This is a genomic window from Streptomyces sp. NPDC086787 (assembly GCF_044745865.1).
Classification (GTDB): Bacteria; Actinomycetota; Actinomycetes; order Streptomycetales; family Streptomycetaceae; genus Streptomyces.
The window spans coordinates 1023513-1046666 of sequence record NZ_JBIVBC010000001.1; the positions used below are offsets into that span (position 1 = coordinate 1023513).

General features: G+C 71.6%; 24 protein-coding genes. 17 read left to right on the forward strand and 7 right to left on the reverse strand.

Features of this window, described 5'->3' with window-relative positions:
* Positions 1–41 precede the first annotated feature (41 nt).
* On the forward strand, positions 42–3581 hold the full coding sequence (dnaE, locus tag ACIPK3_RS04755) for a DNA polymerase III subunit alpha (protein WP_402566858.1): 3540 nt from the start codon (positions 42–44) through the stop codon (positions 3579–3581).
* A 69-nt stretch (positions 3582–3650) separates the two neighbouring features.
* Here the strand turns inward: dnaE and ACIPK3_RS04760 are convergent, their stop codons facing one another.
* Positions 3651–3830 (reverse strand): hypothetical protein, encoded by a 180-nt coding sequence (locus ACIPK3_RS04760; RefSeq protein ID WP_402566566.1) that lies wholly within the window; start codon positions 3828–3830, stop codon positions 3651–3653.
* Between the two features lie 224 nt (positions 3831–4054).
* Here ACIPK3_RS04760 and ACIPK3_RS04765 point away from each other — a divergent pair, with 224 nt between their 5' ends.
* The 4 genes from ACIPK3_RS04765 (at position 4055) to ACIPK3_RS04780 (ending at position 7997) form a co-directional block, all read left to right on the forward strand.
* Positions 4055–5275, forward strand: a complete 1221-nt coding sequence (locus tag ACIPK3_RS04765; protein ID WP_402566567.1) for an NYN domain-containing protein — start codon at positions 4055–4057, stop codon at positions 5273–5275.
* 151 nt (positions 5276–5426) lie between these two features.
* On the forward strand, positions 5427–6401 hold the full coding sequence (locus ACIPK3_RS04770) for an ABC transporter ATP-binding protein (RefSeq protein WP_402566859.1): 975 nt from the start codon (positions 5427–5429) through the stop codon (positions 6399–6401).
* A 74-nt stretch (positions 6402–6475) separates the two neighbouring features.
* Complete coding sequence (locus ACIPK3_RS04775; protein ID WP_402566568.1) at positions 6476–7297, forward strand: ABC transporter permease; 822 nt, start codon at positions 6476–6478, stop codon at positions 7295–7297.
* 34 nt (positions 7298–7331) lie between these two features.
* A complete protein-coding gene (locus ACIPK3_RS04780; RefSeq protein WP_402566569.1) occupies positions 7332–7997 on the forward strand; it encodes an AAA family ATPase in 666 nt (221 codons plus the stop codon).
* Positions 7998–8031: 34 nt separating this feature from the next.
* Here ACIPK3_RS04780 and ybaK read toward each other — a convergent pair whose 3' ends face one another.
* From ybaK to ACIPK3_RS04800, 4 genes are all read right to left on the reverse strand, one after another.
* Positions 8032–8532 (reverse strand): Cys-tRNA(Pro) deacylase, encoded by a 501-nt coding sequence (gene ybaK, locus ACIPK3_RS04785; RefSeq protein ID WP_402566570.1) that lies wholly within the window; start codon positions 8530–8532, stop codon positions 8032–8034.
* Between the two features lie 22 nt (positions 8533–8554).
* Positions 8555–9295, reverse strand: coding sequence for an LON peptidase substrate-binding domain-containing protein (locus ACIPK3_RS04790; RefSeq protein ID WP_402566571.1), 741 nt, complete (start codon positions 9293–9295; stop codon positions 8555–8557).
* Between the two features lie 10 nt (positions 9296–9305).
* Positions 9306–10358, reverse strand: coding sequence for a hypothetical protein (locus tag ACIPK3_RS04795; RefSeq protein ID WP_402566572.1), 1053 nt, complete (start codon positions 10356–10358; stop codon positions 9306–9308).
* 156 nt (positions 10359–10514) lie between these two features.
* Entirely contained in the window at positions 10515–12095 is a 1581-nt protein-coding gene (locus ACIPK3_RS04800; RefSeq protein ID WP_402566573.1) for an oxidoreductase, read from the reverse strand.
* Between the two features lie 193 nt (positions 12096–12288).
* Here ACIPK3_RS04800 and hisD point away from each other — a divergent pair, with 193 nt between their 5' ends.
* The 9 genes from hisD (at position 12289) to ACIPK3_RS04845 (ending at position 19357) form a co-directional block, all read left to right on the forward strand.
* Positions 12289–13614, forward strand: coding sequence for a histidinol dehydrogenase (gene hisD / locus ACIPK3_RS04805; protein WP_402566574.1), 1326 nt, complete (start codon positions 12289–12291; stop codon positions 13612–13614).
* Positions 13611–14720, forward strand: coding sequence for a histidinol-phosphate transaminase (locus ACIPK3_RS04810; protein WP_402566575.1), 1110 nt, complete (start codon positions 13611–13613; stop codon positions 14718–14720). Before hisD ends, ACIPK3_RS04810 begins: the two co-directional genes overlap by 4 nt.
* Positions 14717–15310 carry an imidazoleglycerol-phosphate dehydratase HisB gene (gene hisB / locus ACIPK3_RS04815; protein WP_123977923.1) on the forward strand — a complete coding sequence of 198 codons (594 nt, stop codon included), beginning with the start codon at positions 14717–14719 and terminating at the stop codon, positions 15308–15310. The genes ACIPK3_RS04810 and hisB overlap by 4 nt, the downstream gene beginning before the upstream one ends.
* A gap of 4 nt (positions 15311–15314) precedes the next feature.
* Positions 15315–15479, forward strand: coding sequence for a hypothetical protein (locus ACIPK3_RS04820; protein ID WP_402566576.1), 165 nt, complete (start codon positions 15315–15317; stop codon positions 15477–15479).
* The gene (gene hisH / locus ACIPK3_RS04825; protein WP_402566577.1) at positions 15480–16142 is read left to right on the forward strand and encodes an imidazole glycerol phosphate synthase subunit HisH; all 663 of its coding nucleotides are present in this window, start codon (positions 15480–15482) and stop codon (positions 16140–16142) included. It abuts the gene before it with no gap.
* Positions 16139–16864, forward strand: coding sequence for a bifunctional 1-(5-phosphoribosyl)-5-((5-phosphoribosylamino)methylideneamino)imidazole-4-carboxamide isomerase/phosphoribosylanthranilate isomerase PriA (gene priA, locus ACIPK3_RS04830; RefSeq protein WP_402566578.1), 726 nt, complete (start codon positions 16139–16141; stop codon positions 16862–16864). Before hisH ends, priA begins: the two co-directional genes overlap by 4 nt.
* Positions 16861–17265 (forward strand): RidA family protein, encoded by a 405-nt coding sequence (locus tag ACIPK3_RS04835; protein WP_402566579.1) that lies wholly within the window; start codon positions 16861–16863, stop codon positions 17263–17265. Before priA ends, ACIPK3_RS04835 begins: the two co-directional genes overlap by 4 nt.
* Positions 17262–18017, forward strand: coding sequence for an imidazole glycerol phosphate synthase subunit HisF (gene hisF / locus ACIPK3_RS04840; protein WP_402566580.1), 756 nt, complete (start codon positions 17262–17264; stop codon positions 18015–18017). Before ACIPK3_RS04835 ends, hisF begins: the two co-directional genes overlap by 4 nt.
* A 77-nt stretch (positions 18018–18094) precedes the next feature.
* Positions 18095–19357 carry an MFS transporter gene (locus tag ACIPK3_RS04845; RefSeq protein WP_402566581.1) on the forward strand — a complete coding sequence of 421 codons (1263 nt, stop codon included), beginning with the start codon at positions 18095–18097 and terminating at the stop codon, positions 19355–19357.
* Between the two features lie 3 nt (positions 19358–19360).
* Here ACIPK3_RS04845 and ACIPK3_RS04850 read toward each other — a convergent pair whose 3' ends face one another.
* Together ACIPK3_RS04850 and ACIPK3_RS04855 are read right to left on the reverse strand one after the other, a co-directional pair.
* Positions 19361–19759: a VOC family protein gene (locus ACIPK3_RS04850; protein WP_402566582.1), complete on the reverse strand. Its 399-nt coding sequence runs from the start codon at positions 19757–19759 to the stop codon at positions 19361–19363.
* 25 nt (positions 19760–19784) lie between these two features.
* A complete protein-coding gene (locus ACIPK3_RS04855) occupies positions 19785–20420 on the reverse strand; it encodes a TIGR03085 family metal-binding protein (protein WP_402566583.1) in 636 nt (211 codons plus the stop codon).
* Positions 20421–20503: 83 nt separating this feature from the next.
* On the opposite strand from ACIPK3_RS04855, the gene hisI reads away from it, so the two are divergent.
* Genes hisI through ACIPK3_RS04870 form a run of 3 tightly spaced genes read left to right on the forward strand, consistent with a single transcriptional unit; the run spans position 20504 to position 23101 of the window.
* Positions 20504–20896: a phosphoribosyl-AMP cyclohydrolase gene (gene hisI / locus ACIPK3_RS04860; RefSeq protein WP_402566584.1), complete on the forward strand. Its 393-nt coding sequence runs from the start codon at positions 20504–20506 to the stop codon at positions 20894–20896.
* An 11-nt stretch (positions 20897–20907) separates the two neighbouring features.
* Complete coding sequence (locus tag ACIPK3_RS04865; protein ID WP_402566585.1) at positions 20908–22410, forward strand: anthranilate synthase component I; 1503 nt, start codon at positions 20908–20910, stop codon at positions 22408–22410.
* Between the two features lie 52 nt (positions 22411–22462).
* On the forward strand, positions 22463–23101 hold the full coding sequence (locus ACIPK3_RS04870; RefSeq protein WP_402566586.1) for a TIGR02234 family membrane protein: 639 nt from the start codon (positions 22463–22465) through the stop codon (positions 23099–23101).
* Positions 23102–23154: the final 53 nt, after the last annotated feature.

Below are 23154 nucleotides of genomic sequence, written 5' to 3' on the forward strand. Positions count from 1 at the left end.
CGTAAGATCGTCGGCGCATGTTTGCCTCGGAGGCCCAGACCGTGTCAAAGCCGCCCTTCACGCACCTGCACGTCCACACCCAGTACTCGCTGCTGGACGGTGCCGCGCGGCTCAAGGACATGTTCAACGCATGCAACGAGATGGGCATGACGCACATCGCCATGTCCGACCACGGCAACCTGCACGGGGCGTACGACTTCTTCCACTCCGCGAAGAAGGCCGGAGTCACCCCGATCATCGGGATCGAGGCGTATGTCGCTCCCGAGTCGCGGCGCAACAAGCGCAAGATCCAGTGGGGCCAGCCGCACCAGAAGCGGGACGATGTCTCCGGTTCGGGTGGTTACACCCACAAGACGATGTGGGCGGTGAACAGGACCGGCCTGCACAATCTCTTCCGGCTCTCCTCCGACGCCTACGCCGAGGGCTGGCTGCAGAAGTGGCCCCGGATGGACAAGGAGACCATCGCGCAGTGGTCCGAGGGGATCGTCGCCTCCACCGGCTGCCCCTCCGGTGAGGTGCAGACCAGGCTGCGCCTCGGACAGCACGACGAGGCCCTCAAGGCCGCAGCCGACTACCAGGACATTTTCGGCAAGGACCGCTACTTCCTGGAGCTGATGGACCACGGCATCGACATCGAGCACCGGGTCCGCGACGGCCTCCTGGAGATCGGCAGAAAACTCGGCATCCCCCCGCTGGTCACCAACGACTCGCACTACACCTATGCGCACGAGGCCGGGGCCCACGACGCCCTGCTGTGCATCCAGACCGGCAAGAACCTCTCCGACCCCGACCGTTTCAAGTTCGACGGCACCGGCTACTACCTCAAATCCACGGACGAGATGTACGCCATCGACTCCTCGGACGCCTGGCAGGAGGGTTGCGCCAACACGCTCCTGGTGGCCGAGATGGTGGACACCACCGGCATGTTCGAGGCCAAGAACCTCATGCCGAAGTTTGATATCCCCGAGGGCTACACCGAGGTCACCTGGTTCAAGGAGGAGGTCCGCCGCGGTATGGAGCGCCGCTTCCCCGGCGGCATCCCCGAGGACCGTCAGAAGCAGGCCGAGTACGAGATGGACGTCATCATCCAGATGGGGTTCCCGGGCTACTTCCTCGTGGTCGCCGACTTCATCATGTGGGCCAAGAACAACGGCATCGCGGTCGGCCCAGGCCGAGGATCCGCGGCCGGCTCGATCGTCGCCTACGCCATGGGCATCACCGACCTCGACCCGATCCCGCACGGCCTGATCTTCGAGCGGTTCCTCAACCCCGAACGCGTCTCCATGCCCGACGTCGACATCGACTTCGACGAGCGTCGGCGCGTCGAGGTCATCCGGTACGTGACGGAGAAGTACGGCGCCGACAAGGTCGCCATGATCGGCACGTACGGCAAGATCAAGGCCAAGAACGCGATCAAGGACTCCGCGCGCGTGCTGGGCTATCCGTACGCCATGGGCGACCGGCTCACCAAGGCGATGCCCGCCGACGTCCTCGGCAAGGGCATCGACCTGAACGGCATCACCGACCCCTCTCACCCGCGCTACGGCGAGGCGGGCGAGATCCGGGGGATGTACGAGAACGAGCCGGACGTGAAGAAGGTCATCGACACCGCCAAGGGCGTCGAGGGCCTGGTCCGGCAGATGGGTGTGCACGCGGCCGGCGTGATCATGTCCAGCGAGACCATCACCGAGCATGTTCCGGTCTGGGTGAGGCACACCGACAACGTCACCATCACACAGTGGGACTACCCGAGCTGTGAGTCGCTCGGCCTGCTGAAGATGGACTTCCTCGGCCTGCGCAACCTCACGATCATGGACGACGCCGTCAAGATGGTGAAGGCCAACAAGGGGATCGACATCGACCTCCTGAGCCTCCCGCTCGACGACCCGAAGACCTTCGAACTGCTCCAGCGCGGGGACACCCTCGGCGTCTTCCAGTTCGACGGCGGCCCCATGCGCTCGCTGCTGCGTCTGATGAAGCCGGACAACTTCGAAGACATCTCCGCCGTGTCGGCGTTGTACCGCCCGGGCCCCATGGGCATGGACTCGCACACCAACTACGCGTTGCGCAAGAACAAGCTCCAGGAGATCACCCCGATCCACAAGGAGCTCGAAGAGCCCCTGCGGGAGGTCCTGGACGTCACCCACGGCCTGATCGTCTACCAGGAGCAGGTGCAGAAGGCCGCCCAGATCATCGCGGGCTACTCGCTCGGCGAGGCCGACATCCTGCGCCGCGTGATGGGCAAGAAGAAGCCCGAGGAACTGGCGAAGAACTTCGTCCTCTTCCAGGAGGGCGCCCGGAAGAAGGGCTTCAGCGACGAGGCCATCCAGGCACTGTGGGACGTCCTGGTCCCGTTCGCCGGCTACGCGTTCAACAAGGCCCACTCGGCCGCGTACGGCCTGGTCTCCTACTGGACCGCCTACCTCAAGGCGAACTACCCGGCCGAGTACATGGCCGGGCTGCTCACCTCCGTCAAGGACGACAAGGACAAGTCGGCGGTCTATCTCAACGAGTGCCGCCGCATGGGCATCAAGGTGCTCCCGCCCAATGTCAACGAGTCGGAGTCCAACTTCGCCGCCCAGGGCGACGACGTGATCCTCTTCGGCCTCTCCGCCGTCCGCAACGTCGGCACCAACGTCGTCGAGTCGATCATCAAGTGCCGCAAGGCCAAGGGGAAGTACGCCTCCTTCCCCGACTACCTCGACAAGGTCGACGCCGTGGTCTGCAACAAGCGCACCACGGAGTCCCTGATCAAGGCCGGCGCCTTCGACGAGATGGGACACACCCGCAAGGGCCTCACCGCGCAGTACGAGCCGATGATCGACAACGTGGTCGCGGTCAAGCGCAAGGAGGCCGAGGGGCAGTTCGACCTCTTCGGCGGGATGGGTGACGAGACCGCGGGCGAGCCGGGCTTCGGACTCGACGTCGTCTTCACCGACGAGGAGTGGGAGAAGACCTACCTCCTCGCCCAGGAGCGGGAGATGCTCGGTCTGTACGTCTCCGACCATCCGCTGTTCGGGCTGGAGCACGTGCTGTCCGACAAGGCCGACGCCGGCATCTCGCAGCTCACCGGAGGCGAGCACGCCGACGGCGCGGTGGTCACCATCGGCGGCATCATCTCGGGCCTGCAGCGCAAGATGACCAAGCAGGGCAACGCCTGGGCCATCGCCACGGTCGAAGACCTCGCCGGCTCCATCGAGTGCATGTTCTTCCCGGCGTCGTACCAGCTCGTCTCGACGCAACTCGTCGAGGACGCCGTCGTGTTCGTCAAGGGCCGACTGGACAAGCGGGAGGACGTGCCGCGGCTCGTGGCCATGGAGCTGATGGTCCCCGACCTGTCCAACGCGGGCACCAACGCCCCCGTGGTCCTGACCATCCCGGTCACCAGGGTCACCCCGCCCATGGTCAGCCGCCTCGGCGAGATCCTCAGCCACCACAAGGGCGACAGCGAGGTCCGCATCAGGCTCCAGGGCCCGCGCAAGACGACCGTCCTGCGCCTCGACCGGCACCGGGTCAAGCCCGACCCGGCTCTGTTCGGCGACCTGAAGGTACTGCTCGGCCCGTCCTGCCTGGCGGGGTGACCACGCCGAAGGGGCGTACCCGACACCGGGTACGCCCCTCTTCACCGCCTGGGCTCAACGGCCCCGGCCTCAGTTGTGGCCGAAGCTCTTCTTCTGCTTACGGGCAACATCCGCGGGGCTGCCCTGGATGTTCGACGCCGGGGACTCGTGCGCCTCCGTCGACGACCGCTGCGCCTGCTCGCGTGCCTGCTCGGCCTGCGACGCACGGTTCTGCGGGCTGCCCTGCTTGCGGTTCTTGTTCTTGGCCATGGTGATCTGCCTCCTGTGGGGGATCTGAGGGCCAGAGCCGGATTCAGATTCACATAGGCTGACAAGAGACGCATGTCGGATAATTACCGTCTGTGACAGGGGTGATCGGCAAGGGATCACCCGAAACGCCACGCCGAAGATCGAGTTCGGGCCGTTAAGCTCCGCGCGGTCGGGCAGACTCGAAGCAAGCCCGAAGCAAACCTCCCGGGAAGAGGGTGAGTCGTGTGGACCGCTGCATCGTCCTGGTGGACGCCGGGTATCTGCTGGGAGCCGCGGCCAGCCTGCTCGCCGGCGAGCCCTCGCGATCCCGCATCACCGTCGACCACACCGCGCTCATCCAGGCGCTGCGCGAACGCGCCGAAGCCGACACCCAGCGGCCCCTGCTGCGCATCTACTGGTTCGACGGCGCCCCCGACCGCGTCCCCCAGCCCGAGCACCGCAGACTGCGCGTGATGCCCCGGGTCACCGTCCGGCTCGGCGCCCTGACCCGAAGCGACGGCCGCTGGGCGCAGAAGGGCGTGGACGCGGCCATGCACGCCGAGCTGACCGAACTCGCCCGCAACCGAGCCTGCTCCGACATCGTCCTGGTCACCGGCGACGGCGACCTGCTGCCCGGCATGATGGCCGCCAAGGAACACGGCGTCGCCGTCCACCTGTGGGCCGTACAGGCCGCGGACGGCGACTACAACCAGTCCGAGGACCTGGTCGCGGAGGCCGACGAACGTCGCGTCCTGGACCGCAGCTGGATCACCAAGGCCGTGCGCGCGAAGGAACTCGGCGGCGTCTGCGCACCCCCGCCCGCGCCCCGCCCGGAGATCGCCGCGATCCTCTCCGCCCCGCTGCCCGAATCCGCACTCTCCGCGACCGCGGACCGGCCGGCCGAGGAGACGGAACACGCCCAGGCCGGCCACGCCACCGAGAACGGCGCCCAGGAACGGGTCCCCGCGCCCAAGGGCGTGCCCACCCCCAAGGACCTCGCGGCCCTGCGCGCGCCCGGCGCCCAGGCCGTCCAGCACCCGGCCACCGCGACCCTGCGCTGGTCCTCGGACAAGGGCTGGGTGGACCGGCCGGGCACCGCCGCCGAGCCGCCCGACGCCGCCTCCATGCCCACGCTCGCGCAGCTGACCACGGCCGAGCAGCGCTGGGCCGACCGGGAGGAGGACATCACCACGGTCGGCGGCGACCCCTACGAGGTGGGTCAGGTCTTCGCCCGGCGGTGGATGTCCCGGCTGGGCGACCAGAGCCACCTCCAGAAGCTCTCCGGCATGTACCCCCGCATCCCGCACCGCGTCGACGGGGAGCTGCTGCGCTACGCGGCCCGTTTCGGGCTGCTCGCCCACAAGGACGACCAGATCGACGAACATGACCGTTATGCCATCAGGGCGGGCTTCTGGCGCGAGATCGACGTCCCGGCGGGCGCGGAGCACGCGCCCGCGGGGGAGTGAGCGCTGGACTTTCGCTGGTGACAGGCTCCAGCCCGGGGCAGGCCGCGCTCGGGATGGACGCCCCCAGAGCCTAGCGGGGGTCCCGGACCCCGTACTCTCGTCCTTTGTGAGTACGCGCGCGGGACAGGCATTTCGGCATCCGGATGACGTCGTGTGCGCCGTGCGCGGTCTGACCAAGACCTATCCGGCCGTGCGCGGCCGGCGTGGGGCGCCCGGCTCTCCCGAGGTCCGGGCCACCGACGATGTGGCCCTGGACGTCCGGCGTGGCGAGATCTTCGGGCTGCTCGGGCCGAACGGCGCCGGCAAGTCCACCCTGGTACGGCAGATCACCGGTCTGCTGCGGCCGGACGCCGGCAGCGTCCATCTGCTCGGCCACGACATCGTGCGCCACCCGGAGCGGGCCTCCAGGATCCTCGCCTACCTCGGCCAGGAATCCACCGCCCTCGACGAGCTCACCGTGTCGCTCGCCGTCGAGACCACCGGACGCCTGCGCGGCCTGGACGTGCCCGCGGTACGCGCGGAGCGGGACGCGGTACTGGACGAACTGGGGCTCGGGCCGATCGCCGGGCGGGCGCTGAAGAAGCTCTCCGGCGGTCAGCGCCGGCTCGCCTGCTTCGCCACCGCCCTGGTCGGCGAGCGCCCGCTGCTCGTGCTGGACGAGCCGACCACCGGCATGGACCCGGTGGCCCGGCGCGCGGTGTGGGCGGCCGTCGACCGGAGGCGTGCCGAACGCGGCACCACCGTGGTGCTGGTCACCCACAACGTCATCGAGGCGGAGACCGTGCTCGACCGGGTCGCCGTGCTCGACCAGGGCCGGGTCATCGCCTGTGACACCCCGGCCGGGCTCAAGGAGCGAGTGGCCGGCGAGGTGCGGGTGGAACTGGTGTGGCGGGAGCGGGCTCCGCTGGATGTTCCGGAGGTGGCCGCGCTGCGGGAACGCGCCGTGGAGGCCGGACGCCGCTGGACGCTGCGGCTCGCGCCCGAGGAGGCCCGTGCGGCGGTCGCCACGGTCACCGGCGGGGCCGCGTTCGCCGCCCTGGACGACTTCACCCTCGCCACGCCCAGCCTGGAGGACGTGTACCTGGCGCTGGGCGGCGCCGCAAGGCAGGGTCTGGTGAGGGCGTGAGCGCGCGAGGCGCCGTATCCGTAGGGTCCCCTGAAGGGCGGCTCGGCCGTCGTAGGGAAGAGGAGCAGCTCGACGTGAGTGTCGTATCCGCGCAGTCTCCGCCGGAAAGCGTCCTGACGGTGCCGAGGGCGGCGACGAGCCCGGCCGGGCTCGCGCCGGCCGCCCGGCTGTGGCCCTCGCTGGCCGCCGTGTACCGGGCTCAGCTGTCCCGCGCGCGGGTGGCGCGGATCCCCCTGCTGTTCGTGGCGACCTTCCAGTCCGTCGGCATCATGGTCATGATGCGCGGGGTGGTGGACACCCGGTCCGAGGCCCAGTCCGTGGTGGCGGGTTCGTCCGTGGTGGTCGTCGCGTACGTGGCGCTGAACCTGCTCGCCCAGTACTTCGGTCAGCTGCGGGCCGCCGGAGGGCTCGACCACTACGCGACCCTGCCGGTGCCGCCGGCGGCGGTGGTGCTGGGCGCGGCCGGGGCGTACGCGTCCTTCACCGTGCCGGGAACGCTGGTGACGGCCGTCTTCGGCTGTGTGCTCTTCGGGCTGCCGCTGACCAACCTCTGGATCCTGGCCGCCGTGATCCCGCTCGCCGGTGCCGCGCTCGCCGGGCTCGGCGCCGCGTTCGGGCTGCTCGCGCCCCGGCCCGAACTGGCCACGCTGCTCGGTCAGCTGGGCATGTCGGCGGCGCTGCTGCTCGGTGTGCTGCCGCCCGACCGGATGCCGGGGCTGGTACAGCTGGCCCGGGACCTGCTGCCGTCGACGTACGGCGTGGAGGCCTACGCGCGAACCTTCGGGGAGCGTCCCGACTGGGCGTTCGTCGCCGCCAACCTGGGTGTGTGCGCGGGTGTCGGGGTGATCTCGCTGGCCGTGGCCACCTGGGCCTACCGGCGGGCCGCCGTCCGGTGACGCGCCGTACGAGCCGACCTGGCACGATGTTCGGGTGACCGCACCTTTGACTCCGCCCCCGCCGCCGCACGGCCAGTCCCCGCAGCAGGACCGGCAGGCGCCGCCGCCCGCCGGAACCACGAGCGCGTACGAACAGGACGGCCCAGGGCTGCGGACCGAACTGCGCGAGGCCGCCGTGATCGCGCTGGCGGTCGCGCTGGGCGGAGTGCTGCTGGGGCTGCTGTGGCTGTGGCTGGCCCCGGACGTCCCGCGGGTCGGATACCTGATCGACAAGACCTGGATGGTCTACCCCAAGGACGGCGAGGGGGAGCAGTCGGCCGGGGTGGACGGCACCTTCACGCTTCTCGCGGCGGCCCTCGGCGCGGTCAGCGCGGGAGCCGTCTTCCTGTTGCGGCGGCGCGGGGGCGTGCCGCTGGTCGCGGGGCTCGGCATCGGTGGGTTGCTGGCCTCGTTGCTCGCCTGGCGGCTCGGGATGTGGCTCGGACCCGAGCAGGACGTCATCGCCCATGCCAAGGCGGTCGGCAAGGGCGTGACCTTCACGGGTCCGCTGGAGCTGCGGGCGAAGGCGGCGCTGCTGGCCTGGCCGGTGGCGGCGCTGGTGGTCCACCTGGGGCTCACCGCGCTGTTCGGGCCGAGGGATCCGGACCCCTATGAGCAGGGGCCGTACCAGCAGGATCTGTACGGGGCGTCGCAGGACTAGCCGGGCACCCGGCGGGCCCCCGGCCGTCGGGTGCCTATCCCCGCCCGATCGGCGCCAGTGTCGCGTGCGTGAGGCCGGCCAGGTCGGTGGGGGAGAGTTCCACCTCCAGGCCCCGGCGGCCCGCCGAGACGCAGATCGTGTCGTGGGCCGAGGCGGACTCGTCCAGGACCGTGGGGAGCTTCTTGCGCTGGCCCAGGGGTGAGATGCCGCCGCGGACGTAGCCCGTGGTGCGTTCCGCGAGGGCCGGGTCCGCCATGGCCGCCCGCTTGCCGCCCACGGCCGTCGCCAGGGCCTTGAGGTCGAGGGAGCCCGCCACCGGGACCACGGCCACCGTCAGCGCGCCGTCGACGTCCGCCACCAGGGTCTTGAAGACCCGGTCGGGGGAGACGCCCATCGCCTCGGCCGCCTCCTCGCCGTAGGAGGAGTGTGCGGGGTCGTGGTCGTAGGAGTGGATCGTGTGGGCCACGCCCGCCGCTGTGAGGGCCACCGTCGCGGGTGTGCCGCCGGGCTGCTGCTTCTTCGACTTCTTCGCCATGTCCAGATCAGTTCGGGTCGGTTCAGTTCAGACTCGTCGGGCCGCGCGTCAGGTCCGACGCGGGCAGGGACGGCAGGTTACGGATGATGGCCGTCTCCGAGCGAAGGATTTTCAGCTCCTCGCGCAGCCGCGTCGCGGTGTCGGTGGCCTGGAGCAGGCGCTGCTTGGTCGGCATGTCGAGCACCATGGCCGCCGCCACGAGGTAGGAGACCACCGCGGGCTCGTCCGGCAGCTCGGCGGACGCGGACAGGGAGCGTTCCCGCGCGCCCGCGAGGCGCTTCTGGTACTGGCGGAACGCCCGCAGCACCCCTTCCGCCAGCGCGCCCGCCTCCTCGCCGGGTTCCTCCGTGAGCTCCTCGACCTCGGCCGTCAGGAAGGGGCCGGACGCGTCCACCGACAGCAGCCGCATCCGGTTCGTGCCGGTAGCCAGCACCTCGAAGGCGCCGTTCGCCCGTTCCCTGATGGTTGCCGCGTCCGCCACGCAGCCCACCCCGTTGAAGGCCTTGACCGGGTCCGGGCCGAAGCCGGCGGCGGGGCCGCGCTCGGGCACGGCCGTGGGGTCCGGCATGCCGGGCGCGCTCGGGGCCACCTCGTGGCCGTCACGGATCGCCACGACGGCGAACCGGCGCGGTTCGTCGTCGGGGGTCTTCAGCAGTTCGCGCATCATGGCGCGATAGCGCTCCTCGAAGACGTTCAGAGGGAGCACCAGTCCCGGGAACAACACCGAGTTGAGCGGGAAGAGGGGGAGACGGACGGTGGTCACGGGCGCCACCCTAATGGTCACCGGCACGCCCGTGTCCGCCGTGCCCGATCCGCGGGCGCCTGGTGAACGGCACCGGCCCCGCATCCGGGGCCGGGCGGGCCATGGTCAGCAGCTCGGCGCGCAGCCGCAGGAAGTGGCCCAGCGGGTCGTCCGACAGCCGGTCCCAGGGGAAGGACGTGGCGTACGGCCCGATCAGGTGGAGCTGGTTCAGCGCGTCGCGGCGGCGGCCCAGCGTGACGAGCACGTACATCAGCTTGTTACGGATCTCGGCCGGCCAGGGGTCCGCCGCCGGGAAGCGGGCGGAGAGCGCGATCGCCCGGTCGGCGGCCGCCTCCAGCCGCTGCCGTCCCACCTCGGGTCCGCAGTCGTCGGTCAGATAGCCGAGGGCCGCCCGCGCGGGCAGTGCCTGGACGAGCGAGTCGGGCGGCGCGTCCTGCGCGGCCAGATCGGCGAAGTCGAAGCACTCGCGGTGCGAGCCGTGCCAGGAGGCGGCCAGATAGCGCAGGGCCGCCACATGGCAGCCGTAGTGGTGCGGGGCGCGGCGGATCGCCGCCGCCCACAGCTCCTCGAAGTACCTGGGTCCGGCGTGCGAGCCGCGCGCGTGGTCCAGCGCCAGACGCCATGGCACCGGGTCGCGGTCGTCGGCGCGCGCGGCGGCCGTGATCAGCACGCTGACGTCCCGCAGCAGCTCGGCGCGGGCCGGGGACGGCCAGGCCCGGTCCACCGCGAGCTGGGCCGCGACCAGCAGTCCGTCCGGGTCGTCCGGTGTGTCCGCGCGCCACCGCTCGAACCACTCGGCGCGCGACCGGGCGAAGGCGGCCAGCCGCCGGACGTACCGGTCGCGGTTCTCCCACTCGGCGGCCGCGCGGGTGGCGGCCAGCAGCTCGGCCGCGGTCGCGTACTCTCCGCGCCCGGCCGCCACGAGGGCGGGGCCGAGCCGGTCGTCGGGCGCATCTAGCAGCACGTCGTCGTCGGCGGCCGGTGGTACGGCCGCGAACGCGAAGATCCTCGTCATCCGGGTGGGGCGGATGAAAGCGGGCAGCGAAGCCATGGTGCCGACCATTGAAGGTCCGTGGGTCCGGGATGCGCCAGAGGGAAAGCGCAACCTGTGGAAAGTTGTACGCGCACCGGTCAAGGACGGGTAAAGGGTGACCAGGCCTCCCAATGCCGCCCAACCCCGCCACGTACGCCCTGACCCCGCCGTGGCAGCCGTGTACCGCTAACCCCGCCGCAGCAGCCGTGTCGCGCCCGCCGCCACCGTGGTCGCCAGGATCCAGCCCAGCAGGATCATCGCCGCGGACAGCCACTGCCAGGCCCCGCCCAGCTGCCACTGGCCCACCTGGTCCAGGTCGATGACCGGCAGCAGCAGGTCCAGGGTGAACAGCGCCGGGCTCCAGGCAGGATGCCCGTCGGGGTTCATCGGCGGATGATCGGCGTGCGCGAAGACCAGCGTGCCCGCCGCCCACAGCACCGCCATCCACACGGCGGCCCGCCCCGGCCGGTACCCGTAGGCCACGGTCAGGTCCTGCGCGTACCCCCACAGCTTGGCGCCCAGCGGCAGCGTCTCGCGGCGCCGGCGCTGCTTGGCGAGCAGCACCTCCCGGGCGTCCTCGTCCTCGCCGGCCGCGCGCAGCACCGCGGCCAGCCGCTCGTACGGCTCCGGGTTGTACTCGGCGGTCGCCGCGGCGACCCAGTCCAGCCGCCGGGCCAGCGGGAACGGGCCCCGCGGCACCAGGTTCTCGTACGCGAAGCCGCCCATGTGCAGGCTGCCCGGGCCGGGCCAGCTGCCCGCCCGGTCCACCAGGGTGCCGGTCCGCGCGCCCGACAGCACCACCTTGCCGCGCTGCGGCTGGTCCCCGAGGAACCGCAGCTCGGGCGTCTGCACCCGGCGCAGCGACAGCTCGTGGTCCTCGGTGAAGGCGAACCAGGCCCGCTCCATGTCGACCGCGTCCCCGAAGCGCCCGTCGTCCAGCCGCACCCCGCCCTGGCACTCGAACCGCTGGATGCGCGTCCCGCGCGCGGGGGTGGTGCCGATCAGCAGCGGGCTGCCCACCCCGGCCGGGGTCAGGTAGAGCGTGCGCCCCACCGTCAGCTGCGGCGCGTTCAGCGCGAGCCGGGTGTACGGGTTGAGCAGCCGTGCCCCGCGCAGGCTCAGCGAGCCGCCGACCTGGACGCCGCGCAGGCTCAGCTCGCCGTTCGACTCAAGGAGTTCCGCCTGGAGGTCCTGGCCGACGGTCATGCCGTCCGCGGCGATCGAGCGGCCGCTGCGGTCCCGGTACGCGATGGCCTGGTTGAGCAGCAGATCCGTGCCGATGTGCGCGTCGCTCAGCCGGACGCCGTTGTGGAAGCGGCACCGCGGCAGGTGCAGATCGCCCTCGGTGTGCAGCCGGGCGGCCTCCAGGCGGGGCATCGAGCAGTTCACGAACCGTACGGTGGTGCAGTGGGCCTCGGGCAGCAGCACCTGCTGGTCGAAACGGCAGTCCCGTAGTTCCAGGTACGGCGTGACCGTGCCGCCCGCCACGTCCAGGACTCCGGTGATCCGCACCCCCGTGAGCTTCAGGGAGGCCACCCGGCCCGCGAGCGCCGGCGGCCCGTCGAGCAGCAGCCAGGCGACCATGCGCGCCCGCACCGTCCGCTCGGGTCCCCAGGGATGCCCGCCGTGCGGGTCGTCGACCACGGAGTCCCCGCTGCTCAGGTCGTACACGCTGCCGTTGCGGAAGGCCTGCCACATGCCGGCCTCGGCCGCGGTCAGATCGTCCGGCAGATCCCCGGAATGTGTGTCATCGGCCCCCTCGGTCACGCCCTCTTCCTTCTCCCTCGTCCACTCGCGCCTCCTGGGGTTACTCGCGAGTCGTGTTCGTACGACCGTGATGCCCGCTGAGTAACCCCCGGAACACTGACGTGAAGGTGATCTTCCGGGTTCCGGCCACGTTCTGTATCAGCCATTGATACGCGCGGGCGGTGCCCGGAAGCGGTCTGCGAGAATTGGGCATGTGATCTCCCGAATCGATCTGCGCGGCGACGCCCTCCCGGAGGGTCCGGCCCTGCGCGACCTGCTGCCCCGAGCCGACTTCGACGTCTCGGCCGCCCTGGAGAAGGTGCGTCCGATCTGCGAGGCCGTGCATCATCGGGGCGACGCGGCGCTGATCGACTTCGCGGAGAAGTTCGACGGCGTACGGCTGGAATCCGTCCGTGTCCCGGCCCAGGCGCTCACCGACGCGCTCGCCGCCCTCGACCCGGCCGTCCGCGCGGCCCTGGAGGAGTCCATCCGGCGTGCCCGTCTCGTGCACCGGGCCCAGCGCCGCAGGGCACACACGACGCACGTGGTGCCCGGCGGCTCGGTGACCGAGAAGTGGGTGCCCGTCGACCGGGTGGGCCTGTACGCGCCCGGCGGCCGGTCCGTCTACCCATCCTCCGTGATCATGAACGCGGTGCCCGCTCAGGAGGCGGGCGTCCGGTCGATCGCGCTGGCCTCCCCGCCGCAGGCCGACTTCGGCGGGCTGCCCCACCCGACGATCCTCGCCGCGTGCGCACTGCTCGGCGTGGACGAGGTCTACGCGGCGGGCGGCGCCACCGCCGTCGCGATGTTCGCCCACGGCACCGAGTCCTGCCCCGCCGCCACCATGGTCACCGGCCCCGGCAACATCTGGGTCGCCGCGGCCAAGCGCTACTTCACCGGCCGCATCGGCATCGACACCGAGGCCGGCCCCACCGAGATCGCGGTCCTCGCGGACGAGACCGCCGACCCGCTGCACGTGGCCGCCGACCTGATCAGCCAGGCCGAGCACGACCCGCTGGCGGCCGCCGTGCTGGTCACCGACTCCGCCGACCTCGCGGACGCCGTGGAGAAGGAGCTGGACGCGCAGGTCGCGGCCACCAAGCACGTCGAGGACCGGATCCGCCCGGCCCTGGCCGGCCGGCAGTCCGCGATCGTGCTGGTCGACGGCGTCGAGGAGGGCCTCAGGGTGGTCGACGCGTACGGCGCCGAGCACCTGGAGATCCAGACGGCCGACGCGGCCGCCGTCGCCGACCGGGTCAGGAACGCCGGCGCGATCTTCGTCGGCCCCTGGGCCCCGGTCTCGCTCGGCGACTACGCGGCCGGCTCCAACCACGTCCTGCCCACCGGCGGCTGCGCCTGTCACTCCTCCGGCCTCTCCGTCCAGTCCTTCCTGCGCGGCATCCACGTCGTGGACTACTCGAAGGACGCGCTGGCCGAGGTCGCGCACCACGTGGTGACCCTGGCAGAGGCGGAGGACCTGCCAGCGCACGGCGCGGCGATCAAGGCGAGGTTCGGGTGGAAGGTACCGGCGAGCACGTGAGCTTCGGAATCGACGACCTGCCCGTCCGCGACGAGCTGCGCGGCAAGTCCCCCTACGGCGCGCCCCAGCTGGACGTCCCGGTACGGCTGAACACCAACGAGAACCCCTACCCCCTGCCCGAAGCGCTGGTCGAGCGGATCGCCGAGCGGGTGCGCGAGGCCGCCCGCGACCTGAACCGCTACCCCGACCGGGACGCCGTCCAGCTGCGCACCGAGCTGGCCGGATATCTGACCCGGACCTGCGGCCACCGCCTCGGCGCCGAGAACATCTGGGCCGCGAACGGCTCCAACGAGGTCATCCAGCAGCTCCTCCAGACCTTCGGCGGCCCCGGGCGTACGGCGCTCGGCTTCGAGCCGTCGTACTCGATGCACTCGCTCATCGCGCGCGGTACGGGCACCGGCTGGATCTCCGGCCCGCGCGGCGACGACTTCGACATCGACCCGGCCGCCGCCGCCCGCGCCATCGGCGAGCACCGGCCGAACGTCGTGTTCGTCACCACCCCCAACAACCCCACCGGCAACGCCGTCCCGGCCGGGACGGTCCTCGCGCTGTACGACGCGGCCCAGGCGGCCGGTCCCTCGATGGTCGTCGTGGACGAGGCGTACATCGAGTTCAGCCACGGCGACTCGCTGCTCCCGCTGCTCGAAGGTCGGCCGAATCTCGTCGTCTCCAGGACCATGTCGAAGGCGTTCGGGGCGGCGGGACTGCGCCTCGGCTACCTCGCGGCGCATCCGGCGGTCGTGGACGCCGTACAGCTAGTACGACTGCCGTATCACCTGTCCGCAGTCACCCAGGCGACCGCGCTGGCCGCCCTGGAGCACACCGGCACGCTGCTGAAATACGTCGAGCAGCTCAAGGCGGAGCGGGACCGGCTGGTGACCGAACTACGTGCGATCGGCTACGACGTCACCGCGTCCGACGCCAACTTCGTCCAGTTCGGACGCTTCGCCGACGCCCACGACGCCTGGCGGCGGATCCTCGACCGGGGTGTCCTGGTCAGGGACAACGGCGTACCGGGATGGCTGCGGGTGACGGCCGGAACCCCGCAGGAGAACGACGCGTTCCTCGACGCGGTACGTGAGCTGAAGAAGGAGCTGGACGCATGACCCGCGTAGGACGCGTGGAGCGCACCACCAAGGAGACCTCGGTCCTGGTCGAGATCGATCTCGACGGCACCGGGAAGACCGACATCGCGACCGGCGTCGGCTTCTACGACCACATGCTCGACCAGCTCGGCCGGCACGGCCTGTTCGACCTGACCGTGAAGACCGACGGCGACCTGCACATCGACTCCCACCACACCATCGAGGACACCGCCCTCGCGCTCGGCGCCGCCTTCAAGCAGGCGCTCGGCGACAAGGTGGGCATCTACCGCTTCGGCAACTGCACGGTCCCGCTGGACGAGTCCCTCGCCCAGGTCACCGTCGACCTCTCCGGCCGCCCGTACCTCGTGCACACCGAGCCCGAGAAGATGGCGCCGATGATCGGCGAGTACGACACCACGATGACCCGGCACATCCTGGAGTCCTTCGTGGCCCAGGCACAGATAGCGCTGCACGTGCACGTGCCCTACGGACGCAACGCGCACCACATCGTGGAGTGCCAGTTCAAGGCGCTGGCCCGGGCCCTGCGCTACGCCAGCGAGCGCGACCCGCGCGCGGCCGGCATCCTCCCCTCCACGAAGGGCGCTCTCTAACACCATGAACGGTCTGTCCACCGTGCTGATCGTCGTCGGCCTCTTCTTCCTCGGCGGCGTCATCTCCTTCGTCAAGCAGAAGATGCCCACGAGCCTCATCGTGCTGGTCTCCATCGGCGCGGCCATGTGCCTCGTGGCGGGTGTCATGCGGCTGGAGGTGTGGAGTTAGTTGACCGCCTCTCCGAAGAGCCCGAGTTCCCCGAAGAAGGTCGTCGTCTTCGACTACGGCTTCGGGAACGTCCGGTCGGCCGAGCGTGCCCTCGCGCGCGCGGGGGCCGACGTCGAGATCACCCGTGACTTCGAGAAGGCCATGAACGCCGACGGCCTGCTGGTGCCGGGCGTCGGCGCCTTCGCCGCCTGTATGCAAGGGCTGCGCGAGGCGCGCGGGGACTGGATCATCGACCGCCGGCTGTCCGGCGGGCGGCCGGTGATGGGCATCTGCGTCGGCATGCAGATCCTGTTCGCGCGCGGCATCGAGCACGGCGTGGAGACCGAGGGCCTCGACGAGTGGCCCGGCTCGGTCGAACCGCTCCAGGCGGATGTGGTGCCCCACATGGGCTGGAACACCGTCGAGGCGGCGGCCGGCTCCGAGCTGTTCGCGGGCCTGGACGCGGACGCGCGCTTCTACTTCGTGCACTCCTACGCGGTCCAGGACTGGACCCTGGAGACGCACAACCCGGCGCTGACCGCCCCCAGGGTGACCTGGTCGACACACGGCAAGCCCTTCGTGGCGGCCGTGGAGAACGGCGCCCTGTGGGCCACGCAGTTCCACCCCGAGAAGTCCGGCGACGCCGGAGCCCAGCTCCTCACCAACTGGATCGGAACACTGTGAGCAAGCTCGAACTCCTCCCCGCCGTGGACGTCCGCGACGGCCAGGCCGTCCGTCTGGTGCACGGCGAGTCCGGAACCGAGACCTCCTACGGCTCCCCCCTGGAGGCGGCCCTCGCCTGGCAGCGTTCCGGCGCCGAGTGGCTGCACCTGGTCGACCTGGACGCCGCGTTCGGTACCGGCGACAACCGCGCGGTGATCGCCGAGGTCACCGGCGCGATGGACATCAAGGTCGAGCTGTCCGGCGGCATCCGCGACGACGACACCCTCGCCGCCGCCCTCGCCACCGGCTGCACCCGCGTCAACCTCGGCACCGCCGCCCTGGAGACCCCCGAGTGGGTCGCCGGGGTCATCGCCGAGCACGGTGACCGGATCGCCGTCGGTCTCGACGTGCGCGGCACCACCCTGCGCGGCCGCGGCTGGACCCGCGACGGCGGCGACCTCTACGAGACGCTGGCCCGCCTCGACCGGGAGGGCTGCGCGCGGTACGTCGTCACGGACATCGCCAAGGACGGCACCCTCCAGGGCCCGAACCTGGAGCTGCTGAAGAACGTCTGCGCGGCGACGGACCGGCCGGTCGTGGCCTCCGGCGGCGTGTCGTCGCTGGACGACCTGCGGGCCATCGCCGGGCTGGTGCCCGTCGGTGTCGAGGGCGCCATCGTCGGCAAGGCGCTGTACGCGAAGGCGTTCACGCTGGAAGAAGCCCTGGAGGCGGTAGCCCGGTGAGTGGTGTGCGACGCGTGACGACGGGCGCCCCCTGGGAGGAGCAGTTCGGCTACTCCCGCGCGGTGGCGCTGCCGAACGGCCTGGTCCTGGTCTCGGGCTGCACGTCCGTCGTGAACGGCCAGATCACGGGCGGCGGCCCGTACGAACAGGCGGTCAACTCCTTCAACGTCGCGCTGGCCGCGCTGGAGCAGCTCGGGCTGGGCCGCGACGACGTCGTACGCACCCGCATGTACATCACCCACGCACGGGACGTGGACGAGGTCGGCCGCGCCCACAAGGAGCTGTTCGACTCCGTCCGGCCCGCCGCGTCCATGATCATCGTCTCCGGTCTCGTGGACCCGAGTCTGGTCGTCGAGGTCGAGGTCGAGGCGTTCCGAGGAGAGTCCGGAGAGTCCGCATGACCCTGGCCGTACGAGTCATCCCCTGCCTGGACGTGGACAACGGCCGGGTCGTCAAGGGCGTCAACTTCCAGAACCTGCGCGACGCGGGCGACCCCGTCGAGATGGCCAAGGTGTACGACGCCGAGGGCGCCGACGAGCTGACGTTCCTGGACATCACCGCCTCCTCCGGCGACCGTGAGACGACCTACGACGTGGTGCGCCGCACCGCGGAGCAGGTGTTCATCCCGCTCACCGTCGGCGGCGGCGTGCGCACGGCCGAGGACGTCGACAGGCTGCTGCGCGCGGGCGCGGACAAGGTGGGCGTCAACACGGCCGCGATCGCCCGCCCGGAGCTGATCCGGGAGATCGCCGAGCGGTTCGGCCGGCAGGTCCTGGTCCTCTCGGTGGACGCCCGGCGCACGGAGTCCGGCTCCTTCGAGGTGACGACCCACGGCGGCCGCCGTGGCACCGGCATCGACGCCGTCGAGTGGGCGCACCGGGCTGCCGAACTGGGCGCGGGCGAGATCCTGCTCAACTCGATGGACGCGGACGGCACCAAGGACGGCTACGACCTGGAGATGATCACCGCCGTACGCGAGCACGTCCGGGTCCCGGTCATCGCCTCCGGCGGCGCGGGCAGACTGGAGCACTTCTCCCCGGCCGTCGAGGCGGGCGCGAACGCCGTCCTGGCCGCCTCCGTCTTCCACTTCGGCGACCTGCGCATCGGCGATGTCAAGGGGGCGCTGCGGGAGGCGGGGCATCCGGTGCGGTGACGCCGCGAGCGGGGGGTGCGAACATGTCGCCCTGCCACGTGTACGGCTTCCCGTTCCGCGTCCCAGAAGGGTCCGGCGTGACTCACGCGCTCATACCGCAGGCTCCCGTCGCCGAGGGCCGGCCCGCTCATCGTGATCCCAACGTCCTGCGCTGGCTCGGGGCCTACGCCTCGTCCATGCTCGGTGACAGCGTCTACTTCATCGCGCTGTCCTGGGCCGCCGTGCAGACCGGCACCCCGGCGCAGGCCGGAGTCGTGATGGCGACCTCCGCGCTGCCGAGGGCCCTGCTGATGCTGGGCGGCGGAGTGATCGCCGACCGGCTGGGCCCGCGCCGGGTCGTCATCGGCAGCGACGTCGTGCGCTGCGCGGCGGTCCTCGCGGTGGCCGCGCTGCTGTTCCTGACCAGCCCGGGGCTGTGGCCGCTCGTCGTGCTCGCCCTGGTCTTCGGCACCGTCGACGCCGTGTTCGTGCCCGCCGTGGGCGCCCTGCCGGCCAGGATCACGACCAAGGACCAGCTGGCCCGGGTCCAGGGCATGCGCGGCCTCGCCGTCCGGTTCGCCATCGTCACCGGCGCGCCGCTCGGTGGCCTCGGCGTGGCCCTGGGCGGCGCGGCGGCCGCGTTCGGCGTCGCCGGGCTGCTCATCGCCGTCTCGGTGCCGCTCCTGATGTCCCTGCGGATCCACGACGAGCCGGTGCAGCCGCTGCCGCGGGACGGCACCGACCCGCGGCAGACCGCCTGGCGGGACCTGGGGGCCGGGCTCTCCTACATCCGCCGGCACCCTGTCCTGGCCCCGCTGGTGCTGGCCATCGCCCTCGGCGACCTCGGCTTCGTGGGCCCGTTCAACGTCGGCCTGGCCCTGCTCGCCGACCACCGCGGCTGGGACGCCTCCGGGCTGGGCTGGGTGCTCGCCGGGTTCGGCACCGGTGCCGCGGCGTCCTCACTGCTGCTGACCGTACGGGGACGGCTGCCCCGCGCGGGACTGGTCGCCGCCGTCGCGATCCTCGCCGGAGCGGCCGCGATCGGCGCCCTGGCCTTCGTACCGGCCCTCGCCGGTGCCGTGGGCGTGGCGCTGCTCGTCGGCCTGCTCGCCGGCCTCAGCGGCGCGATGTGCGGTGCCCTGCTCCAGACCCACGCCGACCCCGCCTACCTGGGCCGGGTCACCGCCGTCGCCAGCCTGGTCAGCCTCGGCCTCGCGCCACTGAGCATGCCGTTCGCGGCCGCCGCGATCGGCGCCTGGGGCCTCGGGCCGGTGTACGTGGTCAGCGCGGCCGTGTGCGCGCTCGGCGGGGTGGTCGTACTGCTCGCCCCGGCCCTGCGCCGCGCGGAACTGCCCGGCTGACGCTCAGCCCTTCGGCTGGGTCAGCTGGACGAGGTTGCCGACCGTGTCGTCGAACACGGCCGCGATCACCGGGCCCTGCTCCTGCGGCGCATGCGTGAACCGGACGCCGAGGCCGAGCAGCCGGTCGTACTCCGCCCGGATGTCGTCCACGGAGAAGACGATGCACGGGATCCCCGCCGCGTACAGCGCCAGCCGGTACGGCTCCGCGATGGGGCTGTCGCCGGGCTCCAGCAGCAGCTGGAGGTCCGGCTGGGCGCCGTCCGGCGCGCCGACCGTGACGAACCGCGTGCCGCCGCCCAGGTCGAGGTCGGTACGCGTCTCGAAACCGAGGACGTCCGTGTAGAAGACGTGCGCCTTGGCCACGTCGTCGACGAACACACCGGTCATCGCGACTTTGATCATGTCAGCCCCTCAGATGCCCGGCCGCTCAGATGCCCAGCCGCTTCGAGTCGTGCAGTTTCTCGATCGCGCTCTTCTCGCCGTCCAGCTCCACCCGGGCGGCGTCCTGCCGGCCGTTCGCGAACAACAGCAGCTCGCCCGGCTCACCGGTGACCGTCACCACCGGCGTGCCACGGTGCGCGATCGCCGTCTGGCCGTCCGGGCGGCGCAGCACCACACCGGTCGGGGCACCACGGCCCAGCAGGCGGGCGGAGCGCTCCAGACGGGACCACAGCGCGTCCTGGAACACCGGGTCCAGCTCGCGCGGCGTCCAGTCCTCCTGGGCCCGGCGGACGTCCTCGGTGTGGATGTAGAACTCGATGATGTTCGACGCCTCGTCGATCTGCTTCAGCGCGAACGGCGAGAACCGCGGCGGACCGGTACGGATCAGCTGGATCAGTTCCTCGTACGGCCTGGCCGTGAACTCCGCCATCACCTTCTCCAGCCGCCCCGCGAGCGCCTTGATCAGGATGCCCCCGGCGGCGTCGGGGCGCCGCTCCCGCAGCACCACGTGGGCGGCCAGGTCACGTGTCCGCCAGCCCTCGCAGAGGGTTGGCGCCTCGGGGCCGCAGGTTTCCAAGAGGTCGGCGAGCAGGAGCCGTTCACGCTTGGCGAAGGTCGACATGATGTCAGCCTACGACCGGGTAGCCGGTCCGCCCAGTGGACAGCGCGCCGTCACTGTCGGTGTCGCGCGGCACAATGGCACCCATGACCAGCCTGCCCCCGCCCAGCAGTCTCGCCCCGGAGATCGCCGCACGCCTCAAGCGCGGCACCGACGGACTCTTCCCCGCCGTGGCCCAGCAACACGACACCGGAGAGGTGCTGATGCTCGGCTGGATGGACGACGAGGCGCTGCACCGCACGCTGACCACCGGCCGCTGCACCTACTGGTCGCGCAGCCGCCAGGAGTACTGGGTCAAGGGCGACACCTCCGGCCATGTCCAGCGGGTCGTCTCCGTCGCCCTCGACTGCGACGCCGACACCGTGCTGGTCAAGGTCGACCAGACCGGCGCCGCCTGTCACACCGGCGCGCGTACCTGCTTCGACGCCGACGTGCTGTTCCAGGACGCCGATTCCGGCACAACCGCCGCCGGTCAGTAGGGTCAGCGGCCATGGACCTAGAGACGTTCCGCAAGCTGGCCACCGACCGCCGGGTCATCCCGGTCAGTCGCAAGCTCCTCGCCGACGGCGACACCCCGGTGGCCCTCTACCGCAAGCTCGCCGCCGAGCGGCCCGGCACCTTCCTGCTGGAGTCCGCGGAGAACGGTCGCTCCTGGTCCCGCTACTCGTTCGTGGGAGTCCGCTCCGCCGCCACCCTCACCACCCGCCACGGACAGACCCACTGGCTCGGCACGCCGCCCGTCGGCGTCCCGGTGGACGGCGACCCGCTCGCCGCCCTGCGCGCCACCATCGACACCCTGCACACCCCCCACCAGGACGGCATGCCCCCCTTCACCGGAGGCATGGTCGGCTACCTGGGCTACGACATCGTGCGCCGCCTGGAGAAGATCGGCCCCGGCGAACGCGACGACCTCCGGCTCCCCGAGCTGACCATGCTCCTGACCAGCGACCTCGCGGTGATGGACCACTGGGAGGGCTCCGTCCTGTTGATCGCCAACGCGATCAACCACAACGACCTCGACACCGGTGTCGACGAGGCGTACGCGGACGCGGTGGCCCGCCTGGACGCCATGGAGGCCGACCTCTCCCGTCCGGTCGCCCAGCCCCCCGCCGTCCTGCCGCCCTCCGAACTGCCCGAGTACACCGCCCGCTGGGGCGGCCCGGACTTCCGGGTGGCCGTCGAGGACATCAAGGAGCGCATCCGGGCCGGCGAGGCCTTCCAGGTGGTGCCCTCGCAGCGCTTCGAGACCCCGTGCACCGCGAGCGCGCTGGACGTGTACCGGGTCCTCAGGGCCACCAACCCGTCCCCGTACATGTACCTGTTCCGGTTCCCCGACGGGGACGGCGGAGCCTTCGACGTCGTCGGCTCCAGCCCCGAGGCGCTCGTCAAGGTCGAGGGCGGGCAGGCCATGGTCCACCCCATCGCCGGCACCCGGCACCGCGGCGCCACCCCGCAGGAGGACCAGGCCCTCGCCGACGAACTGCTCGCCGACCCCAAGGAGCGCGCCGAGCACCTGATGCTCGTCGACCTCGGCCGCAACGACCTCGGAAGGGTGTGCTCGCCCGGCTCGGTCGAGGTGGTCGACTTCATGTCCATCGAGCGGTACTCGCACGTGATGCACATCGTCTCGACGGTCACCGGCACGGTCGCCAAGGGCCGTACCGCCTTTGACGTCCTCACCGCCTGCTTCCCGGCGGGCACCCTTTCGGGCGCACCCAAGCCGCGTGCCATGCAGATCATCGACGAACTCGAACCGTCCCGCCGCGGACTGTACGGCGGCTGTGTCGGCTACCTCGACTTCGCGGGCGACTCCGACACCGCCATCGCCATCCGTACGGCCCTGCTGCGCGACGGCACCGCGTACGTCCAGGCGGGCGCCGGCATCGTCGCCGACTCCGACCCGGTGGCCGAGGACCAGGAGTGCCGCAACAAGGCCGCGGCGGTGCTGCGCGCGGTGCACACCGCCAACCGGCTGGGCGGATTCGGCGAGTAGGGCGTGTCTCACGTGAACCCCGGGTGACGGTTCGCCCGGGGTTCAGGCGATAGTGGAGTACGTGACAGCCGTACCTCACCCTCGTTCCGAAGCCGCGGGCCCCGCACGGTCCGGCCGCCGCAGCCTCGCCCTCGCCCTGCTGTGCGGCGCGCTCGGCGCCGCCGTGGTGCTGCTGGCCACCCGGCAGCGCTGGGCGCAGGGCACCGCGGAGATGGCCGGCGGCTCCTTCCCGCTGACCGCCAGGGGCAGCGACGTGACGGGCGTCCCCGCGGCCCTCGCCATAGTGGCCCTCGCCGCGCTCGTCGCCGTCTTCGCCGTCCGCCGCGGCGGACGCCTGCTGGTCGCCGGGCTCCTCACCCTGTCCGGCGCGGGCACGGTCGCCGCCGCCCTGTCCGGTGCCACGGACGGCTCCGTGCTGGACGACCAGGCCGCCAAGGTCACCGGCGACACCTCCGCCGCCGCGCAGGCACTGACCCATACCGGCTGGCCCTACGTGGCCGTCGCCGGCGGTGTCCTGCTGCTGGCCGCCGGACTGCTCGCCCTGCGCTACGGACGCCTGTGGCCCGCCATGTCCGGCCGCTACGAACGCGGCACCGCCCGCCCGCGCCGCACCGCCCGGCCCACCGACCCCGACCGCCCTGAAGAACTCTGGAAGGCCCTGGACCGGGGCGAGGACCCGACCGGGGTGTGACCCGGCCGGGACCGATGTGGCGAACCAGACGCCACCCCAGCTCACGGCATGCG